Raw genomic sequence first — 17,749 nt, forward strand, 5'->3', positions numbered from 1 at the left:
AACAAGGCGGGACGAGGCTTACAAATCGTCGGCGGTGAAGAACAGCGGCACGCCGTCCTTGCTGTCCGGATGCAGCTCGGCCAGCACATGCACTTCGCGCACATGGCATTCCGCCATCAGTTCGCGGAAGCTTTCCTCGATCAGCGGCACAGTGTCCAGCGCCGCCAGCGGCCAGACGAAGGCTTCCCAGTTGCGCTCGTCGCCTTCGGCGGACAGGGTGATGTGCAGTTCGCCGTTGTCGTGGGCGGACAGGATGGCCACCGGCTCCTTGTTCAGTTCGCGCAGTCTGCGGATCTGGCTGCTGGCGAATACCTGCATCGCCACCTCGAAGCGAGCGTAGTTGCCGGCCACCATCGCCTGCATCGCCGGCATCGGCGGGCGGGCGATAGGGAAGAGCGTCACGCCCTCGGCCTTCAATTGCTCGCCCAGGAATTTCATCAGCGGCATGCCCCAAGCGCCCACCGCGCCGCCCAGGCGCAGCGGCGGCTCGGCGCCTTCCGGCTGGATCGCGACGCCCAGTAGGTAGCGCAGGAACACGCCCTCTTCCTTCACCGTGACCGGCGCCGGCTGTTGCGGCAGCAGCGCGCGCGCATGGGCCGGATCGCGGTTCAGCTTATAGAGCTGGGCGGAGTCCAGCCCCACCACGCTGTCCGGGTGCAGCAGCGCGCCGCCCAGGGCGACGTCGGCGTCGGCGGCGAACACGCCGTGCTCGCGCAGCAATTGGTTCAGGCCGGCCACATCTGCGATCTCGCCCGGCAGCGTGGTCTGGTTCTTGCTGCCGGCCACCAGCACCAGCGGCATGGCGAAGACGATGGCGCAGCCGCCGCCGGTGTTTTCCACCGCGTCGCGCAGCGCGTCCCACACCAGTTGATAGCATTGCTGAGACGGCACCATGGCCAGCGCCACCGAGATGGACAGCAGTTCGCCGCGCGCCAGCATCTCGGCCATCGCGTCGCGCACCGCGGAGAACCACATTTCCCGATCGGACTCGGTCTTGGCGTTCAACGCCGACTGGGCGTTGTGGATCAGCATATTGGTCAGCGCCACTTGCGGGTGGTACTGGCGAGGATCGGGAAGGGTGTGGCGTACGGCGTCCATGAAGGGGAATCCTGCGGCAATCGGAAAACCGCTATTTTGGCACAGCTGTGACAGCCATGGTGCGCCGCGACAGCGGCGGCCTCGGCCGCGATGTACCAGATGCGCGACAGAAAATTATAATTTCACACATTTGCGAAAAACAACATGTTGACACTCGATACCGCAATCTGGATAATTCGTTCTCGTTGAGATGCAGCAATTGCTTCTTGATAGTTTCTCCTCTATTTCTCCTTTGTAGACTTGGCGCGGACCTAACGGTACCGCGCATTTTTTTTGCCTTTTTCCGGCGACGCCCCATGCTAAGCAAACGCTAAGCTTCTGTTAAATCAATAGAATTATTAAAATCCGTGTAGCTAGGGAACTTGCCTGCCGGCGCCGATCAGCGTCTCCGTTTTCTTCTTCACCCCCATCTCGCCCCTGCCCCGCCCCAGCCGAATCTTAGTCTCAAACAATGCCATTTAGATTTAAACAGACCAAGCATATGATTAATGGCATTAGAACGGATTTCGTTTGTGAAAATCTAGGAAAGCAAGCGGGAAGGAACTGTTGGATTCGAAAACAAATGAACAAGACTAAGACGCCGCCGAAAACCGGGAGGCTGGGGAGAGACGGGGCCGCGCCAGTGGAAAGCAGCGGCGGACGAATGAGGAGCAGATGGTTGCTGCGCCCCAAAAAACAATGGGCCGCGCGGCAAAAAACCGCACGGCCCGAATCCTATCCAGAAACCGGTTAAGGAAATATGACAAATATCAACGGCGTTCGACTTGCGTCACGTCGCGCACCGCGCCGGTGTCGGCGCTGGTGGTCATCGCCGCGTAGGCGCGCAAGGCCGGGCTGACCACGCGGTCGCGGCCCAGCGGTTTCCAGGCGTCGCGGCCCTTGGCTTCCATCGCCGCGCGCCGCGCCGCCAGGGTTTCATCGCTGATCGCCAGACGAATGGAGCGGCCGGGGATGTCGATCTCGATGCGGTCGCCCTCTTCCACCAGGCCGATGGCGCCGCCCTCGGCCGCTTCCGGCGACACATGACCGATGGACAGACCGGAAGTGCCGCCGGAGAAGCGGCCGTCGGTCAGCAAGGCGCAGTCCTTGCCCAGGCCCTTGGATTTCAGATAGCTGGTGGGATAGAGCATTTCCTGCATGCCGGGGCCGCCCTTGGGGCCTTCGTAGCGGATCACCACCACGTCGCCGGCCACGATGCGGTCGGCCAGGATGGCCTCCACCGCCGCGTCCTGGCTTTCGAAGATGCGGGCGCGGCCGTTGAACTTGAGGATGGAGTCGTCGACGCCGGCGGTTTTGACGATGCAGCCGCGCTCGGCGATATTGCCGGACAGCACGGCCAGGCCGCCGTCCTGGGAATAAGCGTGCTCGCGGTCGCGGATGCAGCCCTCGGCGCGGTCGTCGTCCACCGTCGGGTAACGCATGGACTGCGAGAAGGCGATGGTGGTGGGCACGCCGCCCGGCGCCGCGCGGTAGAAGCGCCGCGCTTCGCTGTCTTCGCCGTGGCGGCAGATGTCCCAGGCTTCCAGCGCTTCGCCCAGCGTGGCGCTATGCACGGTGGGTACTTCGCGGCGGATCAGGCCGGCGCGGTCCAGCTCGGCCAGGATAGCCACCACGCCGCCGGCGCGGTGCACGTCTTCCATATGGTATTTCTGGGTGGCCGGCGCCACCTTGGCCAGACACGGCACCGAGCGCGAAATGCGGTCGATGTCCGCCATCTTGAAGTCCACGCCGGCTTCCTGCGCCGCCGCCAGCAGGTGCAGCACGGTATTGGTGGAGCCGCCCATGGCCACGTCCAGGCTCATCGCGTTCTCGAACGCGGCCTTGGAGGCGATGGCTCGCGGCAGCAAGCTGGCGTCGTCCTGTTCGTAATGGCGCTTGGTGATATCCACGATCAGGCGGCCGGCGCGCAGGAACAATTCCTTGCGGTCCGCGTGCGTGGCCACCAGGCTGCCGTTGCCGGGCAGGGACAGGCCCAAGGCCTCGGTCAGGCAGTTCATGGAGTTGGCGGTGAACATGCCGGAGCAGGAGCCGCAGGTGGGACAGGCGGAGCGCTCCACGCGCTCGACGTCCTCGTTGGACACCGCGCTGTTGGCGGCTTCCACCATCGCGTCCACCAGGTCCAGCTTGCGGATGTCGTTGCCCCATTGCACCTTGCCCGCTTCCATCGGGCCGCCGGAGACGAACACCACCGGGATGTTCAGACGCATCGCGGCCATCAACATGCCGGGGGTGATTTTGTCGCAGTTGGAGATGCACACCAGCGCGTCCGCGCAGTGGGCGTTGACCATGTATTCCACGCTGTCCGCGATCAGGTCCCGGCTGGGCAGGCTATAGAGCATGCCGCCGTGGCCCATGGCGATGCCGTCGTCGATGGCGATGGTGTTGAATTCCTTGGCCACGCCGCCGGCGCGTTCGATTTCCCGCGCCACCAGTTGACCCATATTGTGCAGGTGCACGTGCCCGGGCACGAACTGGGTGAAGCTGTTGGCGATGGCGATGATGGGTTTGCCGAAGTCGTCGTCCTTCATGCCGGTGGCGCGCCACAGGGCGCGGGCACCCGCCATATTGCGGCCGGCGGTGGAAGTGCGGGAGCGGTATTGGGGCATTGCTGATTCCTTAATTTCTACATGAGGGGAAAGGCGCTCCGGGCCTGGCCTGCTTTAAGGCCGGGCCGCCTGGCTCCGGGTGCCGGGGAGCTCAAGGCAAAAATGCGTCGGGCGGCGGGTGGGCCGCGCGACGCGTGGGAACGCTTTCCCATATAATCCGTCCACATTCTTTTACCGCAAACGCACACGGCTGACAAATGATCATTCATCCGCAGTTCGACCCCGTGGCCATCCAGCTGGGCCCGTTGGCCATTCATTGGTACGGCCTGATGTACTTGCTGGGCTTCGCCAGCTTCCTGATCCTGGGCAACTACCGCATCAAGCGCGGCCACGCTTTCCTCACCTCCAAGCTGCTGGACGATCTGCTGATGTACGGCGCCGTCGGCGTGGTGCTGGGCGGCCGCCTGGGCGAGGTGCTGTTCTACCAGCCCGGCTATTATTTTAGTCATCCGCTGGAGATTCTGATGGTGTGGAAAGGCGGCATGTCCTTCCACGGCGGTTTCATCGGCGTGCTGATCGGCGTGGCGCTGTTTGCGCGCAAGCACGGCCGCAGCTTCTGGGAAGTCACCGACTTCATCGCGCCGCTGGTGCCGCTGGGCCTGGCCGCCGGCCGCATCGGCAACTTCATCAACGGCGAGCTGTGGGGGCGGGTGGCCGATCCCCAACTGCCGTGGGCGATGCTGTTTCCGCAGGCCAAGATGGACGATCTGATCCAGGCGCAGCAATCGTCCGACCTGATGGTGACCCTGCTGAAATACGGCGGCCTGCCGCGCCACCCGTCGCAGCTGTACGAGTTCGCGCTGGAAGGCCTGGCGCTGTTCGCGCTGCTGTGGTGCTTCAGCGCCAAGACCCGCGCGCGCGGCCAGGTGTCGGCGCTGTTCCTGATGGGCTACGGCCTGGCGCGCTTCGGCAGTGAATACTTCCGCACCCCGGACGCCGGCATCTTCGGCCAGTCCGACGTGATCAGCATGGGCCAGTGGCTGAGCCTGCCGATGATCGTGATCGGCCTGGCGCTGTTCTACCTGTTCGGCAAGCGCAAGGCGGCCTGAGCCGGGCTAGGCTAGAATGCTTGCTATACGCGGCGGTTTTTAGTCCGCCGCTTCAAGGCCAGTCTTAATGACTGGCCTTTTTGAATCGCCGGCCCGCCGGCGCCAGCCCTTGCGGCTTTTCGTCCGCAATAGAGGAAAACACTGCCATGACCGCCATCAAACTGACGCTGGCCGGCGCGCTGTTGGCCGCCGCCGCCCTGGCCAACGCCGCCCCGACCGTGCTCAAGGTCTCCGCCATCCCGGACGAATCCCCCACCGAGCTGCAGCGCAAGTTCGCGCCGCTGGGCCAATACCTGGAAAAAGAGCTGGGCATCCCGGTGCAGTTCGTGCCGGTGTCGGACTACGCCGGCGTGGTCACCGCGCTGACCTCGGACAAGCTGGACATGGCCTGGCTGGGCGGCTTCACCTATGTGCAGGCCAGCCAGCGCGGCAAGGTGGTGCCGCTGGTGCAGCGCGAGGAGGACAGCAAGTTCACCTCCACCTTCATCACCAGCGGCCCGGCCAAGAGCCTGAAGGAGCTGAAGGGCGACAGCTTCGCCTTCGGTTCCGCCTCCTCCACCTCCGGCCACCTGATGCCGCGCTATTTCATGCAGAAGGACGGCCTCAAGCCGGAAAGCTTCTTCAAGAACGTCGCCTATTCCGGCGCTCACGACGCCACCGTGGCCTGGGTGGCCGCCGGCAAGGTGGAGGCCGGCGTGTTGAACAGCTCGGTGTGGCAGAAGCTGGTGGAAAGCAAGAAGGTGGATACCGCCAAGGTGCGCGTGATCGCCACCACCCCGGCCTACTACGACTACAACTGGACGGTGCGCGGCAGCATGGACAAGGGCTTGCAGGACAAGATCCGCCAGGCCTTCCTCAAGCTGGACGCCAAGAACCCGGATCAGAAAGCCGTGCTGGATCTGCAACGCGCCAGCCGCTTCATCCCCACCAAGCCGGACAACTATAAGGGCATAGAAGCCGCCGCCGCGGCCGCCGGGCTGCTGAAATGAGCCTGGAGCTGCGCGGTGTCGGCCTGAGCCTGGACGGCGCCGTCATCCTGCGCGGCATCAATCTGCAACTTGCCGCCGGCGAACAGGCGGCCCTGATCGGCCCGTCCGGCGCCGGCAAAAGCACCCTGCTCTTGCTGGCCAACACCGGCCTGCGCCCGGACTGCGGCGCGGTCCGGCTGCTGGACGCCGATCCCTGGCGCTTGCCGCGCCGCGCCTTGCGCGCGCTGCGCGCGCGCATCGGCAGCGTCTACCAGACGCCGCCGCTGCCGCCGCGCCAGCGCGTGATCCACGCGGTGGCCGCCGGCCGGCTGGGCCAGGGCGGCGAACTGGCGGCCTTGCGCCGCCTGCTGTGGCCGGACGACGCCGCCAGCGTCGCCGCCGAGCTGGAACGGCTGGGTCTGGCCGACAAACTATGGCAGCGCTGCGATCAGCTGTCCGGCGGACAGCGTCAGCGCGTCGGCATCGCCCGCGCGCTGTACCAGCGGCCAGACCTGATGCTGGCCGACGAGCCGGTGTCGGCGCTGGACCCCAGGCTGGCCGACGACAGCATACGCCTGCTGTGCGAGGACGCCCGCGCCCGCCGCGCCACCCTGCTGGCCAGCCTGCACTCGGTACAGCTGGCGCTGGCGCACTTCCCGCGCATCATCGGCCTGCGCGACGGCGCCGTCGCCTTCGATCTGCCGCGCGAACAAGTCGACGCCCCCCTGCTGGCCGAGCTCTACGCCGGCGAGATGCCCGAGACCGCGGTGGAGCCGGCCGCGCCCGCCGCGCTCAGAGGCTTGCAATGCTGAGACCCGCGCCGCGCGACCCGGCCGCCCGCGCGCGGCTGGGCTGGCTGCTGCTGACCCTGGCCTTGCTGCTGCCGACGCTGCCGCTGACCCAGTTCACGCTGAGCACGCTGTTCAACGGCGACACCTGGCTCAGCCTGGCGCGTTTCGCCGCCGGCTTTCTGCCGCCGGCCCACGACGGCGGCTTTCTGAAAGAAGTGGCCAAGGAAACCGCCACCACGCTGGCGGTGGCCAGCGCTGGCCTGTGCCTGGCCATGCTGCTGGGCGCGCCGCTGGCCTTCGCCACCAGCCGCGCGCTGGACGATCACCAGCTCACCGCGGTCCGGCCGCGCCGCGCCGTCCTAGCCGCGCAAAGCCTGCTGCGCGGGCTGATGGTGTGGCTGCGCGGCGTGCCGGACATCGTCTGGGCGCTGCTCTTCGTCCGCGCCGCCGGCCTGGGCAGTCTGCCGGCGGTACTGGCCTTGGGCCTGGCCTACGGCGGCATGCTGGGCAAGGTTTACGCGGAGATCCTGGAATCCCAGCCGCGCGCGCCGGCCCAAGCGCTGGCGGCGGCCGGGGCCAGCCGCTGGCAACGGCTGTGCTGGGCGCTGTGGCCTCAAGCCCTGCCGGAATTGATCAGCTACAGCGTTTACCGCTGGGAATGCGCGATCCGCGCATCGGCGGTGATGGGCTTCGTCGGCGCCGGCGGCATCGGCCAATTGCTGGACAGCAGCCTGAAAATGCTCAACGGCGGCGAGGTCGGCGCCCTGCTCCTGGTATTCCTGCTGCTGGTGGGCTTGAGCGAAGGCGTCAGCCGCTGGTCGCGGCGCGCGCTGGAGCGCGACGGCGGCGGACGCCGCCTATTGCTGGCCGGCGGCGCGCTGACCGCGTTCAGCCTGTGCTGGCTGTGGCCGGATTGGCGCGCCAACGGCTTTGATTGGCGCGGCCTGCCGCGCTTCGCCATGGAATTCCTGCCTCCGGACCTCTCCGCCCCAAACTTGCGGCCACTGGGGCAAGGCGTGGTGGAAACCCTGGCGATGTCGGCGCTGGGCACGGTGCTGGCCGCCTTGCTGGCCATGCCGCTGGCGCTGCCGGCCGCCGGCCGGCTGGGCGCAGCCGCCAAGCGCGCGACGCGGCTGTTGCTGAATATGCTGCGCGGCATTCCGGATCTGCTGTGGGCGGCGCTGGCGGTATTGGCGTTAGGCCTGGGGCCGGCCGCCGGGGTGCTGGCGCTGGCAATGCACACCGCCGGCGTGCTGGGCCGTCTGTTCGCGGAAACGCTGGAAAACGCGCCGCCGCAAGCGGAACAGGCGCTGCTCAACGCCGGCGCGGGCCGCATCGCAGCCTTCTGCTACGGGCCGCTGCCCATGGTGGCCAGCCAATGGCTGGCCTATACGCTGTACCGCTGGGAAAACAATATCCGCATCGCCACCGTGCTCGGCATCGTCGGCGCCGGCGGCCTGGGCCAGCAGCTGTATCTGGCGCTGTCGCTGTTCCAACAGCAAGCCGCCGCGGCCGTCATCCTGGCGATGGTGGCGCTGTCCTGGGGCGTGGAACAGCTGAGCCGCGCGCTGCGCCGGCGCATGGGCTGAAACGAGGACGGGGCGGCAAGCCTAAGCCTGCCGCCCCGTCGTCTCGCGCCTTCATCCCACGTCTATCGAGCTTCCCTGCACGCGGCCAGGCCGCAGAGAAACATCGCCAGCGCGGCGAAAGCCAGCCCCTTGGCCAAGACGAACGGCCACGCCGCCGAGCCGGCGTCCGCCAACGCCATGCCCAGCAAAGCCACCGCGCAAGCGGCCGCGGCCATGCACAAGGAGCCGAGATACCATCCTTTCTTGCTCATCACGTTTCTCCTCTTCCCACACATCGAATCTTCTTATTGTTCCAGCCTGCCTCGCCAGGCGACGTCCACGAACGTCGCCCGTTCAGATTGCCAGCCATGGCCGGCGGCCGCAATAGGGCGTCTCCCCCAAGCCCGCCAAGGGGCGGACGGCGGCGTCTCAGCCCTCCTGCTCCGCCGGTGCGGCGGGCAGCGTTTTTTGCTTCAAGTACAACAAGGCTTCGCGGATACGGTCGCGGAAAGCGGCTTTCTCTTCCAGCCACTGTAACGGCCGACCGATGGCGATGTCGACGAAGAAGGGCACCGGCAGCCATTGACCGCGCCCCATCGCCCGGCCCAGGCCGTGCAGATAGACCGGCACCACCGGCACCTCGGGGAAATCCCGGCTCAGATACCAGATGCCGGACTTGATCTCGGACAGCACCTCGGGCTCGCCGCGCGAGCCTTCCGGAAACAGGATCAGGATGCGGCCCTGGCGCAGCGCCTCGCGGCAGCCTTCCAGCGGGTCCAGACCCTTGGCCACGCCCCCGCGCACCACCGGGATGATGCCCACCACCTGGGTGGCGAACCAGGCGAACAGGCGGTTTTTCAGGAAGTAGTCCGCCGCCGCCGCCGGCTGCACCTCGGGGATGCGGCCCAGCGGAAACAGGCTGTATAGCGCCAGGATGTCCAGGTGGCTGTTGTGGTTGGCCACCACGATGGCCGGGCCGCGCAAGGGCAGCCGTTCCTGGTGGCGCACCGTCACCCCCAGCCACAGACGCACCACCGGCCGGGCCAGCAGCAGTACGAACAGAATGCGCAGCAATCGGCTCATCATCGGCTCAGAAGTACAAGTAATGGACATAGTGGAAGAACAGCGGCGCGGTATAGGTCAGCGAATCCAGCCGGTCCAGCACCCCGCCGTGGCCGGGCAACAGGCGGCCGGAGTCCTTGACCCCGATGTCGCGCTTCACCGCGGAAATCACGATGTCGCCGATAAAGCCCATCACCCCGATCAGCAGGCCGGCCAGCGCCGCGTGCAGCGGCGAGAACGGCGTCAGCAGCGGCCCCAGCAACCAGCCCAGCAGGCAGGTGGTCAGCGCGCCGCCGAGGAAACCCTCCAGCGTCTTGTTGGGCGACACCTTGGGCGACACCTTGCGCCGGCCGAAGGCCTTGCCCCACAGGTATTGCGCCACGTCGTTGAGCTGGGTCAGCGCCACCAGGTAGAACAGCAGCATCGCGCCCTGGGCCGGTTCGCCGATATGGGTCAGCTGGGGCAGGGTCAGCACCGCGGCCATATGGCTCAGGCAAAACACGCAAATCATCAAGCCCCATTGCAGCGAGGCGGCGGCCTTGAGAAAGCCCTGGGTCTCGCCGATCAGCACCATGCGCATCGGCAGGAACAGGAAGATGTAGACCGGGATGAAAATGATGAACATGCCGTACCAGTGAACGCCCAACCAGTAATACTGCAGCGGGATGCTCAGATAGGCCCAGAACAGCACCACGTGATCGGCGGTGCGGGTGGCGCACAGCGTCAGGTATTCCTTCAGCGCCAGGAAGCTGATCAGCGCGAACACCACCAGCGCCAGCGGCACATTGCCCAGCAAGGTCAGCGAGAAGCAGGCAACGATCCACCACCAAGTGCGGATGCGCAGCTTCAATTCCAGCCAGTTTTTCTGCGGCGAGCGGCTCTCCAGCACGCGGATGGCGACGCTGGCGATCACCAGCAGCGCGAATACGGCGCCCAGCGCCCAGATCAATGCTTGCGGCAACAGCGGTTTAAACATCTTCGCCCTCTTTCAAAATGGCCCGCGCCCGGTTGACGCAGGTCAGCGCCATCAAGGCGGCACTCACTCCAAACACCCAGCCGCCCCAGGCCGCCGCCTGCGGCCACAGGCCCAGCAGCAGCGCGTAGGCGCCGTAAACAAAGGCGCGGTCGCTCTTGCCCATCGGCCCGTCGTAGCGCCGGCTCGCGCCAAGGCTAGGGCCCAGCACGCCGACGAACTCGGTCAGCAGCGCCAACGCCACCGCCAGCACCGCCCAGGCAGGCTGGGCCAGCAGCAGGGCGAAGGGCAGATAGAGCGCCGCGTCGGACACCACGTCGCCCACCTCGTTGAGAATGCCGCCCAAGCGCGACTTCTGGCCGTGCTCGCGCGCCAGCATGCCGTCGATGGCGTTCAAGGCCATGCGCAGGAACAGGAAGACGGGCAGCAGCAGCCAGGGCAAGGCCTGATCCGGCCGGCAGGCCAGCCAGCCGCCGTAGGCGATGGAGGCCAGCATGGCGCCGAGCGTGACGTGGTTGGCGGTGACGCCAAGGGAAACCAGACCGCGCAGCAAGGGGCGCAGCAGGTCCTGAAAACGGGATTTGAGTTGATAGATGCTGGGCATTTCGGCTTCGGCTTGTCTGCTTCGTCCCGACGCGCTTTCGCGCCAGTCATCACAGTCGTCAAGAAAAGTTGCAAATCCGTCGACGCGTCCGCCAATGGGGAACGCACGGAAAACGCGATTATGCCGATTGCAGAAAAGCGCGGCAAAGGAAATTGTTTGGCAATCCTACCTCGAACAAAAATACCGGCCCGCCGCCGCCGCGGCCTCAATGCGGACAAAGCATTGTTCCAATGAGGAAAATCACACAATCAAAACAAATTAATATATAAGACTAATTTTTAATAATTTCCAAGAATTTGCAAGATGCCTTAGCATCAGCTCATCGCATGTCATGGGTTTATCCATGGCAGAAAATTTCTCAGAATCACGATGCGCCGGCATCTTCTGAAACCGCGCCGCCAACAGGCGCGATCGAAACCCACGGTGCGTCTTCAGACTAGGGGCATCATCATGAAACACGCCATCGCATTGGCCATCGCCTTGAGCGCCACCGCCACCGCCGCCTGGGCCGACCGCCTGGACGACATCAAGAAAGCCGGCGTGCTGCGCGTCGCCGCCTTCGACAGCAACCCGCCCTTCGGCTTCCTCGACGCCAAGACCCGTCAGATTTCCGGCCTGGACGTGGACGTGGCCCAACACATCGCCAAGAAACTGGGCGTAAAACTCAGCCTGATCCCCACCAATCCGGCCAACCGCGTGCCGCTCTTGGTGTCCGGCAAGGCCGATCTGGTGGCCGCCAACTTCACCGTCACCGACGAGCGCAAGAAGCAAGTGGCGTTCAGCCTGCCCTACTTCGCCTCCGGCCAGCAGTTCATCGCCCGCAAGGGATCGCTGCAAAAGCCGGAACAACTGGCCGGCCTGCGCGTGGGCGTGGACAAGGGCACCACCCAGGAAGTGAATCTGCGCGACAAATACCCGAAAACCACCGTGGTGGCTTACGACGACACCCCGCTGGCCTTCACCGCGCTGCGCAACGGCAACGTCCAGGCCATCAGCCAGGACGGCTCCAAGCTGGCCGCCTTGCTGGCCAATGCGCCGGACAAGGCTAAGTTCGAACTGGCGCCGTTCACCCTGACTCGCGAATACCAGGCCATCGGCCTGCCCAAGGGCGAAGCGCGTCTGCTGAAAGCGGTGAACGACAGCCTGCTGGAGCTGGAGAAGTCCGGCCAGGCCGCCAAGATCTACAATCAGTGGTTCGGCCCGGCCACCAAGGCACCGCTGCCTAGGGACTTCAAGATCGGCGAAGCCAGCTAAGACCCGCGTTTTCCCATCCGTATCCCCAGCCGCCGGGCGCGCCCGGCGGTTTCGCCATTTCAGACGCCGCCGGCGCTGAAAGGCGGAGCGCAATCGCCATACAGGACAGCAAGCAATGAATCCCCCCTCCTGGCTCGGCCACCACTGGCTGGAGCCCCACTACCTGGGCTGGCTGCTCAAGGGCGCGCTGCTCACCGGCTGGCTGGCCCTGCTGGTCTGCGCCGCCGCCACCGCGCTCGGCATGCTGCTGACCGCGGCGCTGGAGTCGCGCTGGCGCGCGCTCGGCCGCGGCGTCGGCCTCTGGGTCAGCTTGCACCGCAACACTCCGCTGATGGTGCAATTGCTGCTGTGGTATTTCGGCGTGGCCGGCCTGCTGCCTGAAGCCGCCATGCTGTGGCTGAACACCCCGCGCAGCCTGCCCTTGCCGGGCGGTCTGGCCTTGCCGTGGCCGTCCTTCGAATTCCTGGCCGCGCTGGTGGGCCTGACCCTGTACAGCGCCAGCTTCATCTGCGGCGAACTGCAGGCCGGGCTGCGCGGCGTCGCCGCCGGCCAGCGCCAGGCCGCGCGCGCGCTGGGCATGAACGGCTGGCAGGAATTCCGCTGGGTGGTGCTGCCGCAGGCCTGGGCGCTGGCGCGCCGGCCCTTGGTCGGCCAATACACCGCGGTGGTGAAGAACACCTCCTTGGCGATGGCCATAGGCGTGGCCGAGCTGTCCTACACCTCGCGTCAGGTGGAAACCGAAACCCTGCTCGCCTTCCAGGCCTTCGCCGTCGCCACCGCCGCCTATCTGCTGCTGGTGTTGCTGACCCAGGCGCTGAGCCAGCGCGGCGAGCCGGCATGGAGGGCGCCGCGATGATGCCGCCGGTGATTCAGGACAATCTCGATTATCTGCTGTGGGGCAATCTGGCCAACGGCGAGCCCGGCGGCCTGCTGCTGACCCTGGCCATCAGCGCCGCCGCCGGCGTGCTGGCCAGCCTGCTGGGCCTGGCCGGCGGCATCGCCCTGGTGATGGGCGGGCCCGGCCCGCGCCGCGCGCTGGGCGCGCTGGTGGCGCTGCTGCGCGCCATCCCGGTGCTGATGCTGATCTTCTGGTGCTATTTCCTACTGCCCATCCTGTTCGGCGTGGACATCCCCGGCGTGCTCACCGTGGTGCTGGCACTGGCGCTGATCAACGCCGCCTATCTGAGCCAGTCGGTGCAGGCCGGCATCGCCGCCATCGGCCCCGGCCAATGGGCGGCCGGACTGTCTCTGGGGCTGGACCGCTGGCAGACGCTGCGGCTGATCGTGCTGCCGCAGGCGCTGCGCATGATGCTGCCCTCCTTCGTCAATCAGTGGATCACCCTGATCAAGGACAGCTCGCTGGCCTATGTGGTGGGCGTGGCCGAATTCACCTTCGTCGCCACCCAGGTCAACAACCGCGAGCAGGTCTACCCGCTGGAGATTTTCGCCTTCATCGCGCTGGCTTATTTCCTGGTCTGCGGCGGCCTGCAGTTGCTGGGCCGCTGGAGCGACAAGCGCTGGAGCCTGCCGGCCCGGGCCTGAGCCCGGGGAAAACCGCCCCGGCGCTGGAGCCGACCTCATCGAGCAGAACAGAGTAGGAGCCGGAGTCCTGTAGCGCGGGGCTCCGGCTTTTGGATTTGAACTGGATGCGCTCCGGCGGGAAACGCGGCGAGCAAGCGCTTGATCCGCGTCAAGCCGCCTCTCAACAGCCCGTGCGTCCGCCGGGCCGCCGGGCGTAGCCTGTTTCGGTCTCGGACAATCAGGATCATCATCATGCACTTGCCGCTACGCTTCGCCATCGTTTCCGCCTTCGCCGCCCTGCACCTCAGCCCGCCCGCGCACGCCATGCCGGCCGCGCCGGACTATGTAGACGACAGCCAATACCTGTCCGCCGCGCGCCAGCGGGTGTTGCCGCCGGACATCCCCTGGCAGGGCGACAGCCAGCGCTTCGCCGCCAAGGCGGACGACGCCTGGGCCACCCCGCTGGAAGCCAGCGGCTTCAAGCACACACCGGCCTATCCGGAAACCATCGCCTACCTGCAAAAGCTGGCCGCCGCCAAGCCGGCGCTGCTCAAGCTCAGCCCGATGACGGAAAAAACCGACCAGGGCCGCGACATGATGATGGCGGTGGTATCCGCCGCCGCCGATAAATCGCCGCAGGGCCTGCGCGCCAGCGGCAAGCCGCTGATCTATGTGCAAGCCGGCATCCACCCCGGCGAAGCCAACGGCAAGGACGCCGGACTGATGCTGATCCGCGACCTGCTGATCCGCGACGACGCGCTGCTGTCCAAGGTCAACCTGCTCTTCGTCCCCACCGTCAACGTGGACGGCGACATGCGCTACGGCAAATACGGCCGCATCAACCAGAACGGGCCAGAACAGACCGGCTGGCGCGTCAACGGCCGCAACCTCAATCTGAACCGCGACTTCACCAAGCTGGACAGCCCGGAAATCCGCAATGTGGCGCGCGCGCTCAACGACTACCAGCCGGACTTCTTCATCGACACCCACAGCACCGACGGCGTCAACTACCAGTACGACGTCACTTATTGCAATAACGGCCAGGGCTGGTCGCCCGCGTCCAGCCGCTGGATGGACCAGGTGATGACGCCCGAGGTCTACCGCGAACTGCGCCGCAACGGCCACGAGCCCAATGTCTGCATCTCGATGAACGACAACGAGAACCCCGACAAGGGCTATTACCCGTATTACAGCGATCTGGCGCGCTTCTCCAACCAATACGCGGACGCGCGCGGCATCCCCGCCATCCTGGTGGAACTGCACGCGCTCAAGCCCTACAAGCAGCAAGTGCTGGGCAACTACGTGCTCTACCGCGCCATCTTCGACAGCGTGGCCCGCCATTACGACGGCCTGCGCGCCGCCATCGCCAAGGACCGCGCCGCGCGGCCGGACCCGGTGACGCTGACCTGGAAGGAGGCCGAGGGCAAGCCCAAGCTGGTGGACTTCAAGGGCGTCAAATTCGACAAAGTGCCCTCCCCCGTCACCGGCGACAAAATCATGCGCTGGAGCAATCAGCCGCGCGACTACCGCCTGCCCATCACCCCGCTGACCGTGCCGGACCTGATCGCCGCGCGGCCCAAGGCCTATGTGGTGCCGGCGCAATGGCATGAGGTGATCGCCCGCCTGCGCGCCCACGGCATCCAGCTACGCGAACTGAGCCGGCCGGAAACCCTGGACGTCACCGTCTACCGGCTGGACGACATCAAGCTGGGCACCCCGTTCGAGCCCGATCGCGAATCCGCCGACAAGATCCCCGGCTATGAAGGCCGCTTGCTGATAGACGGCAAGCCCAGCCCGCTGCAGCGCAAAGTCACCTATCCGGCCGGTTCCGTGGTGGTGGACCCGCAACAGCCGCTAGGCACGCTGGCGATGCTGCTGCTGGAACCCGCCAGCCCGGACTCCTTCCTGCACTGGGGCTTCTTCAACGCCAACCTCACCTCGGCGGAAGCGCCGGAAGCCTATGTGATGGAGCCGATGGCGCGGCGCATGCTGGCGGAAAGCCCGGCCCTGCGCCAAGCCTTCCAGGCCAGGCTCAAGGACCCCAAGTTCGCCAAGGACCGCAACGCCCGGCTTAACTGGTTCTATGAGCAGACCCCGTTCGCCGACAGCAACCGCTTCCTCTACCCGGTAGGCATCGTGCGCTGATCCCGTCCCGCGCAAGCGTCCGCCGGCTTGTCTACAATGAATAGATTAAAGCCGGCCGGACCTCACGGCGCAGGCGCCCACTCAAGGCGGGGCGGGCAGCAGATCGTTTCCATGTTTGCAGCGGCGGACCGGCCAGGCCGGTCAACGGCCGCAACCAGGAGAAACCCATGCACATCAAGATTCTCGGCGCCGCCGCCGGCATTGGCCATCCCCATCACACCACCAGTTTCCTGATCGACGAGGACACCCTGATAGACTGCGGCACCGGCGTCACCAGCCTGCGCCCGGACGAAATGCTGTCCATCCGTCAGGTGCTGCTCACCCACAGCCACGCCGATCACTGCGGCTGCCTGCCGCTGCTGGCCGACGTCCACGCCAGCCGCCGCGGGCCCGGCCTCACCGTTTACAGCCAGCAGGAAACCCTGGACGCGCTGCGCGCCCACCTGTTCAACGGCGAGCTGTGGCCGGACTACACCCGCCAGCCCAGCGTCGAGCAGCCCTGGCTGCGGCTGCAGGCGGTGGAACCCGGCTACGCGCTGCCGCTGGGCGAAGGCCTGGCCACCGCGCTGCCGGCCAATCACAGCGTGCCGGCGCTGGGCTGGCTGATAGAAGGCAGTTGGCGCGCACTGGCCTTCAGCGGCGACAGCGGCCCCTGCCCGGCTTTCTGGCAATGGGTGTCCAATGTGCCCTCGCTGACCGACGTGATCTGCGAACTGACCTACACCGACGAACGCCAGGGCGAGGCCGCGCGCCAAGGCCATATGACGCCCTTGCTGCTGCTGCCCTTCCTGCCGCAGCTGCCGGCCAACACCCATCTGTGGATCAGCCACATCGACCCCGGCTGCCGCGAGCACCTGCTGGAACAGCTGCGCTCGGAATACCCCAACGGCCTGCGCGTCTGCCCGCTGCGCGAAGGCATGGTGATCGAACTGTAGCCGCAGGAGACCCGCGCCATGCAAGGCTATCAACTCTCTTTCTTCACTCAGCAGGGCCACAGCCACGACGGCCTGCCCTTGGCGGAATGGATACTGCAACAGGCGCGGCGGATGGGCGTCCGCGGCGCCACGCTGTTTGCCGCCAGCGAAGGTTACGGCCGCCACCGCCGGCTGCATTCCGCTCACTTCTTCGAACTGGCGGACCAGCCCGAGGAAGTCACGCTGGCGCTCAGCGCCGACGAGGCCGAACGACTGCTGGCCGCGCTCGCCGCCGCCGGTATCAAGGTGTTTTACGTGAAGACGCCGGTGGAGTTCGGCGTGCTGGGGGAGGAGGAATAAGAACCTGCCCCGTCTCAGCAGAAAGGAAGACGGTTCGAATCGATCAACCGCGGATGAGCACCTCGGCGGGAATATGCAAGCCTTCATGCAAGCGGCGGATCATCGCGAGGCTGAGCGGCCGCTTGCGATTCAACACTTCATAGACGCGGTTGCGCTTGCCCAGATAAACCTGCATGTCCGCCACCGTCAAACCGCCCTGCTCCATACGGAATTTGATCGCCTCGATCGGGTCCGGCAAATCGATGGGAAAGTGCTTGGCCTCATAGGACTGGGCCAGCGTGGCCAGAATGTCCAGACGCTCGCCTTCCGGCGAATCCAGCGCCGGGTCCATCTCCACCAGTACGGATATTTCCTTGAGCGCGGCCTGATAGTCGGCTTCGCTGCGGATAGGACGGATATTCATGGAGACTCCATTTCCACGGTGGCGGCATCGACGGCATCGTACTGAGCGTGAGTGCCGATGAACTTGATGTAGACGATGCCCACCCGGTAAGCAACGGCAACGATCAAGCGGTAGTCATTGCCCTTGATATTGAACACCACCCGATTGGCCCTGACGAAGCTGGCGCTGCGGTAACGGTCCTTGATGTCTTGCGGACAGGTCCAGCACGCCTGGCTCGCCTCATCCACCCACGCTTTCAGCGCTTGCTCGGCAGGGGGATGCAGCGCCCAAAAAGTCTTCAAGGCGCGCGTGGCGATGATCTTCATGGCTGCATGATAGTCCCGATACGGGACCATAACAAGCCAAGCAGAAGACTGGCCGCATCCTTTGGCCACATGCTGGCGCCCAAAGAAACAGGGCACGGCCCGCAAGCCATGCCCTGTTTCGCTACGTC

18 protein-coding genes are annotated in these 17,749 nt (G+C 65.9%); 10 read left to right on the forward strand and 8 right to left on the reverse strand.

Annotated elements, in window-relative coordinates; genetic code table 11:
* Window positions 1-18 precede the first annotated feature (18 nt).
* On the reverse strand, window positions 19-1,098 hold the full coding sequence (locus QUG03_RS16615; protein WP_500820424.1) for a hypothetical protein: 1,080 nt from the start codon (window positions 1,096-1,098) through the stop codon (window positions 19-21).
* 749 nt (window positions 1,099-1,847) lie between these two features.
* Entirely contained in the window at window positions 1,848-3,704 is a 1,857-nt protein-coding gene (gene ilvD / locus QUG03_RS16620; RefSeq protein WP_500820425.1) for a dihydroxy-acid dehydratase, read from the reverse strand.
* A 197-nt stretch (window positions 3,705-3,901) separates the two neighbouring features.
* Here ilvD and lgt point away from each other — a divergent pair, with 197 nt between their 5' ends.
* The 4 genes from lgt (at window position 3,902) to phnE (ending at window position 8,101) form a co-directional block, all read left to right on the forward strand.
* Entirely contained in the window at window positions 3,902-4,753 is an 852-nt protein-coding gene (gene lgt, locus QUG03_RS16625; protein WP_107798460.1) for a prolipoprotein diacylglyceryl transferase, read from the forward strand.
* Between the two features lie 146 nt (window positions 4,754-4,899).
* Window positions 4,900-5,742, forward strand: coding sequence for a putative selenate ABC transporter substrate-binding protein (locus tag QUG03_RS16630; RefSeq protein WP_253314851.1), 843 nt, complete (start codon window positions 4,900-4,902; stop codon window positions 5,740-5,742).
* The gene (locus QUG03_RS16635) at window positions 5,739-6,533 is read left to right on the forward strand and encodes a phosphonate ABC transporter ATP-binding protein (RefSeq protein WP_500820426.1); all 795 of its coding nucleotides are present in this window, start codon (window positions 5,739-5,741) and stop codon (window positions 6,531-6,533) included. The genes QUG03_RS16630 and QUG03_RS16635 overlap by 4 nt, the downstream gene beginning before the upstream one ends.
* Window positions 6,527-8,101, forward strand: coding sequence for a phosphonate ABC transporter, permease protein PhnE (gene phnE, locus QUG03_RS16640; RefSeq protein ID WP_500820427.1), 1,575 nt, complete (start codon window positions 6,527-6,529; stop codon window positions 8,099-8,101). Before QUG03_RS16635 ends, phnE begins: the two co-directional genes overlap by 7 nt.
* Window positions 8,102-8,163: 62 nt before the next feature.
* Here phnE and QUG03_RS16645 read toward each other — a convergent pair whose 3' ends face one another.
* From QUG03_RS16645 to QUG03_RS16660, 4 genes are all read right to left on the reverse strand, one after another.
* A complete protein-coding gene (locus tag QUG03_RS16645; protein ID WP_107798457.1) occupies window positions 8,164-8,352 on the reverse strand; it encodes a hypothetical protein in 189 nt (62 codons plus the stop codon).
* Between the two features lie 157 nt (window positions 8,353-8,509).
* The gene (locus QUG03_RS16650) at window positions 8,510-9,163 is read right to left on the reverse strand and encodes a lysophospholipid acyltransferase family protein (RefSeq protein ID WP_500820428.1); all 654 of its coding nucleotides are present in this window, start codon (window positions 9,161-9,163) and stop codon (window positions 8,510-8,512) included.
* Between the two features lie 7 nt (window positions 9,164-9,170).
* Window positions 9,171-10,118, reverse strand: coding sequence for a phosphatidate cytidylyltransferase (locus QUG03_RS16655; protein WP_500820429.1), 948 nt, complete (start codon window positions 10,116-10,118; stop codon window positions 9,171-9,173).
* On the reverse strand, window positions 10,111-10,719 hold the full coding sequence (locus QUG03_RS16660; RefSeq protein ID WP_500820430.1) for a CDP-alcohol phosphatidyltransferase family protein: 609 nt from the start codon (window positions 10,717-10,719) through the stop codon (window positions 10,111-10,113). The genes QUG03_RS16655 and QUG03_RS16660 overlap by 8 nt, the downstream gene beginning before the upstream one ends.
* A gap of 450 nt (window positions 10,720-11,169) precedes the next feature.
* Here QUG03_RS16660 and QUG03_RS16665 point away from each other — a divergent pair, with 450 nt between their 5' ends.
* The 6 genes from QUG03_RS16665 (at window position 11,170) to QUG03_RS16690 (ending at window position 16,913) form a co-directional block, all read left to right on the forward strand.
* Window positions 11,170-11,973, forward strand: coding sequence for an ABC transporter substrate-binding protein (locus tag QUG03_RS16665; protein WP_107798453.1), 804 nt, complete (start codon window positions 11,170-11,172; stop codon window positions 11,971-11,973).
* Between the two features lie 115 nt (window positions 11,974-12,088).
* Window positions 12,089-12,829 (forward strand): ABC transporter permease subunit, encoded by a 741-nt coding sequence (locus tag QUG03_RS16670; RefSeq protein ID WP_253314845.1) that lies wholly within the window; start codon window positions 12,089-12,091, stop codon window positions 12,827-12,829.
* Window positions 12,811-13,515, forward strand: a complete 705-nt coding sequence (locus QUG03_RS16675; protein ID WP_233246649.1) for an amino acid ABC transporter permease — start codon at window positions 12,811-12,813, stop codon at window positions 13,513-13,515. Before QUG03_RS16670 ends, QUG03_RS16675 begins: the two co-directional genes overlap by 19 nt.
* A gap of 231 nt (window positions 13,516-13,746) precedes the next feature.
* The gene (locus QUG03_RS16680) at window positions 13,747-15,639 is read left to right on the forward strand and encodes a M14 family metallopeptidase (protein ID WP_500820431.1); all 1,893 of its coding nucleotides are present in this window, start codon (window positions 13,747-13,749) and stop codon (window positions 15,637-15,639) included.
* A 167-nt stretch (window positions 15,640-15,806) separates the two neighbouring features.
* Window positions 15,807-16,574, forward strand: a complete 768-nt coding sequence (locus QUG03_RS16685; protein WP_500820432.1) for a 3',5'-cyclic-nucleotide phosphodiesterase — start codon at window positions 15,807-15,809, stop codon at window positions 16,572-16,574.
* An 18-nt stretch (window positions 16,575-16,592) separates the two neighbouring features.
* A complete protein-coding gene (locus QUG03_RS16690; RefSeq protein WP_107798449.1) occupies window positions 16,593-16,913 on the forward strand; it encodes a DUF190 domain-containing protein in 321 nt (106 codons plus the stop codon).
* 43 nt (window positions 16,914-16,956) lie between these two features.
* On the opposite strand, the gene QUG03_RS16695 is transcribed toward QUG03_RS16690, so the two are convergent.
* Window positions 16,957-17,316: a helix-turn-helix domain-containing protein gene (locus QUG03_RS16695; RefSeq protein ID WP_107798448.1), complete on the reverse strand. Its 360-nt coding sequence runs from the start codon at window positions 17,314-17,316 to the stop codon at window positions 16,957-16,959.
* Window positions 17,313-17,621 carry a type II toxin-antitoxin system HigB family toxin gene (locus QUG03_RS16700; RefSeq protein ID WP_107798447.1) on the reverse strand — a complete coding sequence of 103 codons (309 nt, stop codon included), beginning with the start codon at window positions 17,619-17,621 and terminating at the stop codon, window positions 17,313-17,315. The genes QUG03_RS16695 and QUG03_RS16700 overlap by 4 nt, the downstream gene beginning before the upstream one ends.
* Window positions 17,622-17,749: the final 128 nt, after the last annotated feature.

This window comes from Chromobacterium sp. CCUG 30098 (assembly GCF_059916605.1).

Coding starts and splice junctions, on each gene's coding strand:
- QUG03_RS16630 (WP_253314851.1), top strand. CDS start 4,900: ATGACCGCCATCAAACTGACGCTGGCCGGCGCGCTGTTGGCCGCCGCC.
- QUG03_RS16695 (WP_107798448.1), bottom strand. CDS start 17,316: ATGAATATCCGTCCTATCCGCAGCGAAGCCGACTATCAGGCCGCGCTC.
- ilvD (WP_500820425.1), bottom strand. CDS start 3,704: ATGCCCCAATACCGCTCCCGCACTTCCACCGCCGGCCGCAATATGGCG.
- QUG03_RS16660 (WP_500820430.1), bottom strand. CDS start 10,719: ATGCCCAGCATCTATCAACTCAAATCCCGTTTTCAGGACCTGCTGCGC.
- QUG03_RS16665 (WP_107798453.1), top strand. CDS start 11,170: ATGAAACACGCCATCGCATTGGCCATCGCCTTGAGCGCCACCGCCACC.
- QUG03_RS16670 (WP_253314845.1), top strand. CDS start 12,089: ATGAATCCCCCCTCCTGGCTCGGCCACCACTGGCTGGAGCCCCACTAC.
- QUG03_RS16645 (WP_107798457.1), bottom strand. CDS start 8,352: ATGAGCAAGAAAGGATGGTATCTCGGCTCCTTGTGCATGGCCGCGGCC.
- QUG03_RS16685 (WP_500820432.1), top strand. CDS start 15,807: ATGCACATCAAGATTCTCGGCGCCGCCGCCGGCATTGGCCATCCCCAT.
- QUG03_RS16655 (WP_500820429.1), bottom strand. CDS start 10,118: ATGTTTAAACCGCTGTTGCCGCAAGCATTGATCTGGGCGCTGGGCGCC.
- phnE (WP_500820427.1), top strand. CDS start 6,527: ATGCTGAGACCCGCGCCGCGCGACCCGGCCGCCCGCGCGCGGCTGGGC.
- QUG03_RS16675 (WP_233246649.1), top strand. CDS start 12,811: ATGGAGGGCGCCGCGATGATGCCGCCGGTGATTCAGGACAATCTCGAT.
- QUG03_RS16635 (WP_500820426.1), top strand. CDS start 5,739: ATGAGCCTGGAGCTGCGCGGTGTCGGCCTGAGCCTGGACGGCGCCGTC.
- QUG03_RS16615 (WP_500820424.1), bottom strand. CDS start 1,098: ATGGACGCCGTACGCCACACCCTTCCCGATCCTCGCCAGTACCACCCG.
- lgt (WP_107798460.1), top strand. CDS start 3,902: ATGATCATTCATCCGCAGTTCGACCCCGTGGCCATCCAGCTGGGCCCG.
- QUG03_RS16700 (WP_107798447.1), bottom strand. CDS start 17,621: ATGAAGATCATCGCCACGCGCGCCTTGAAGACTTTTTGGGCGCTGCAT.
- QUG03_RS16690 (WP_107798449.1), top strand. CDS start 16,593: ATGCAAGGCTATCAACTCTCTTTCTTCACTCAGCAGGGCCACAGCCAC.
- QUG03_RS16680 (WP_500820431.1), top strand. CDS start 13,747: ATGCACTTGCCGCTACGCTTCGCCATCGTTTCCGCCTTCGCCGCCCTG.
- QUG03_RS16650 (WP_500820428.1), bottom strand. CDS start 9,163: ATGAGCCGATTGCTGCGCATTCTGTTCGTACTGCTGCTGGCCCGGCCG.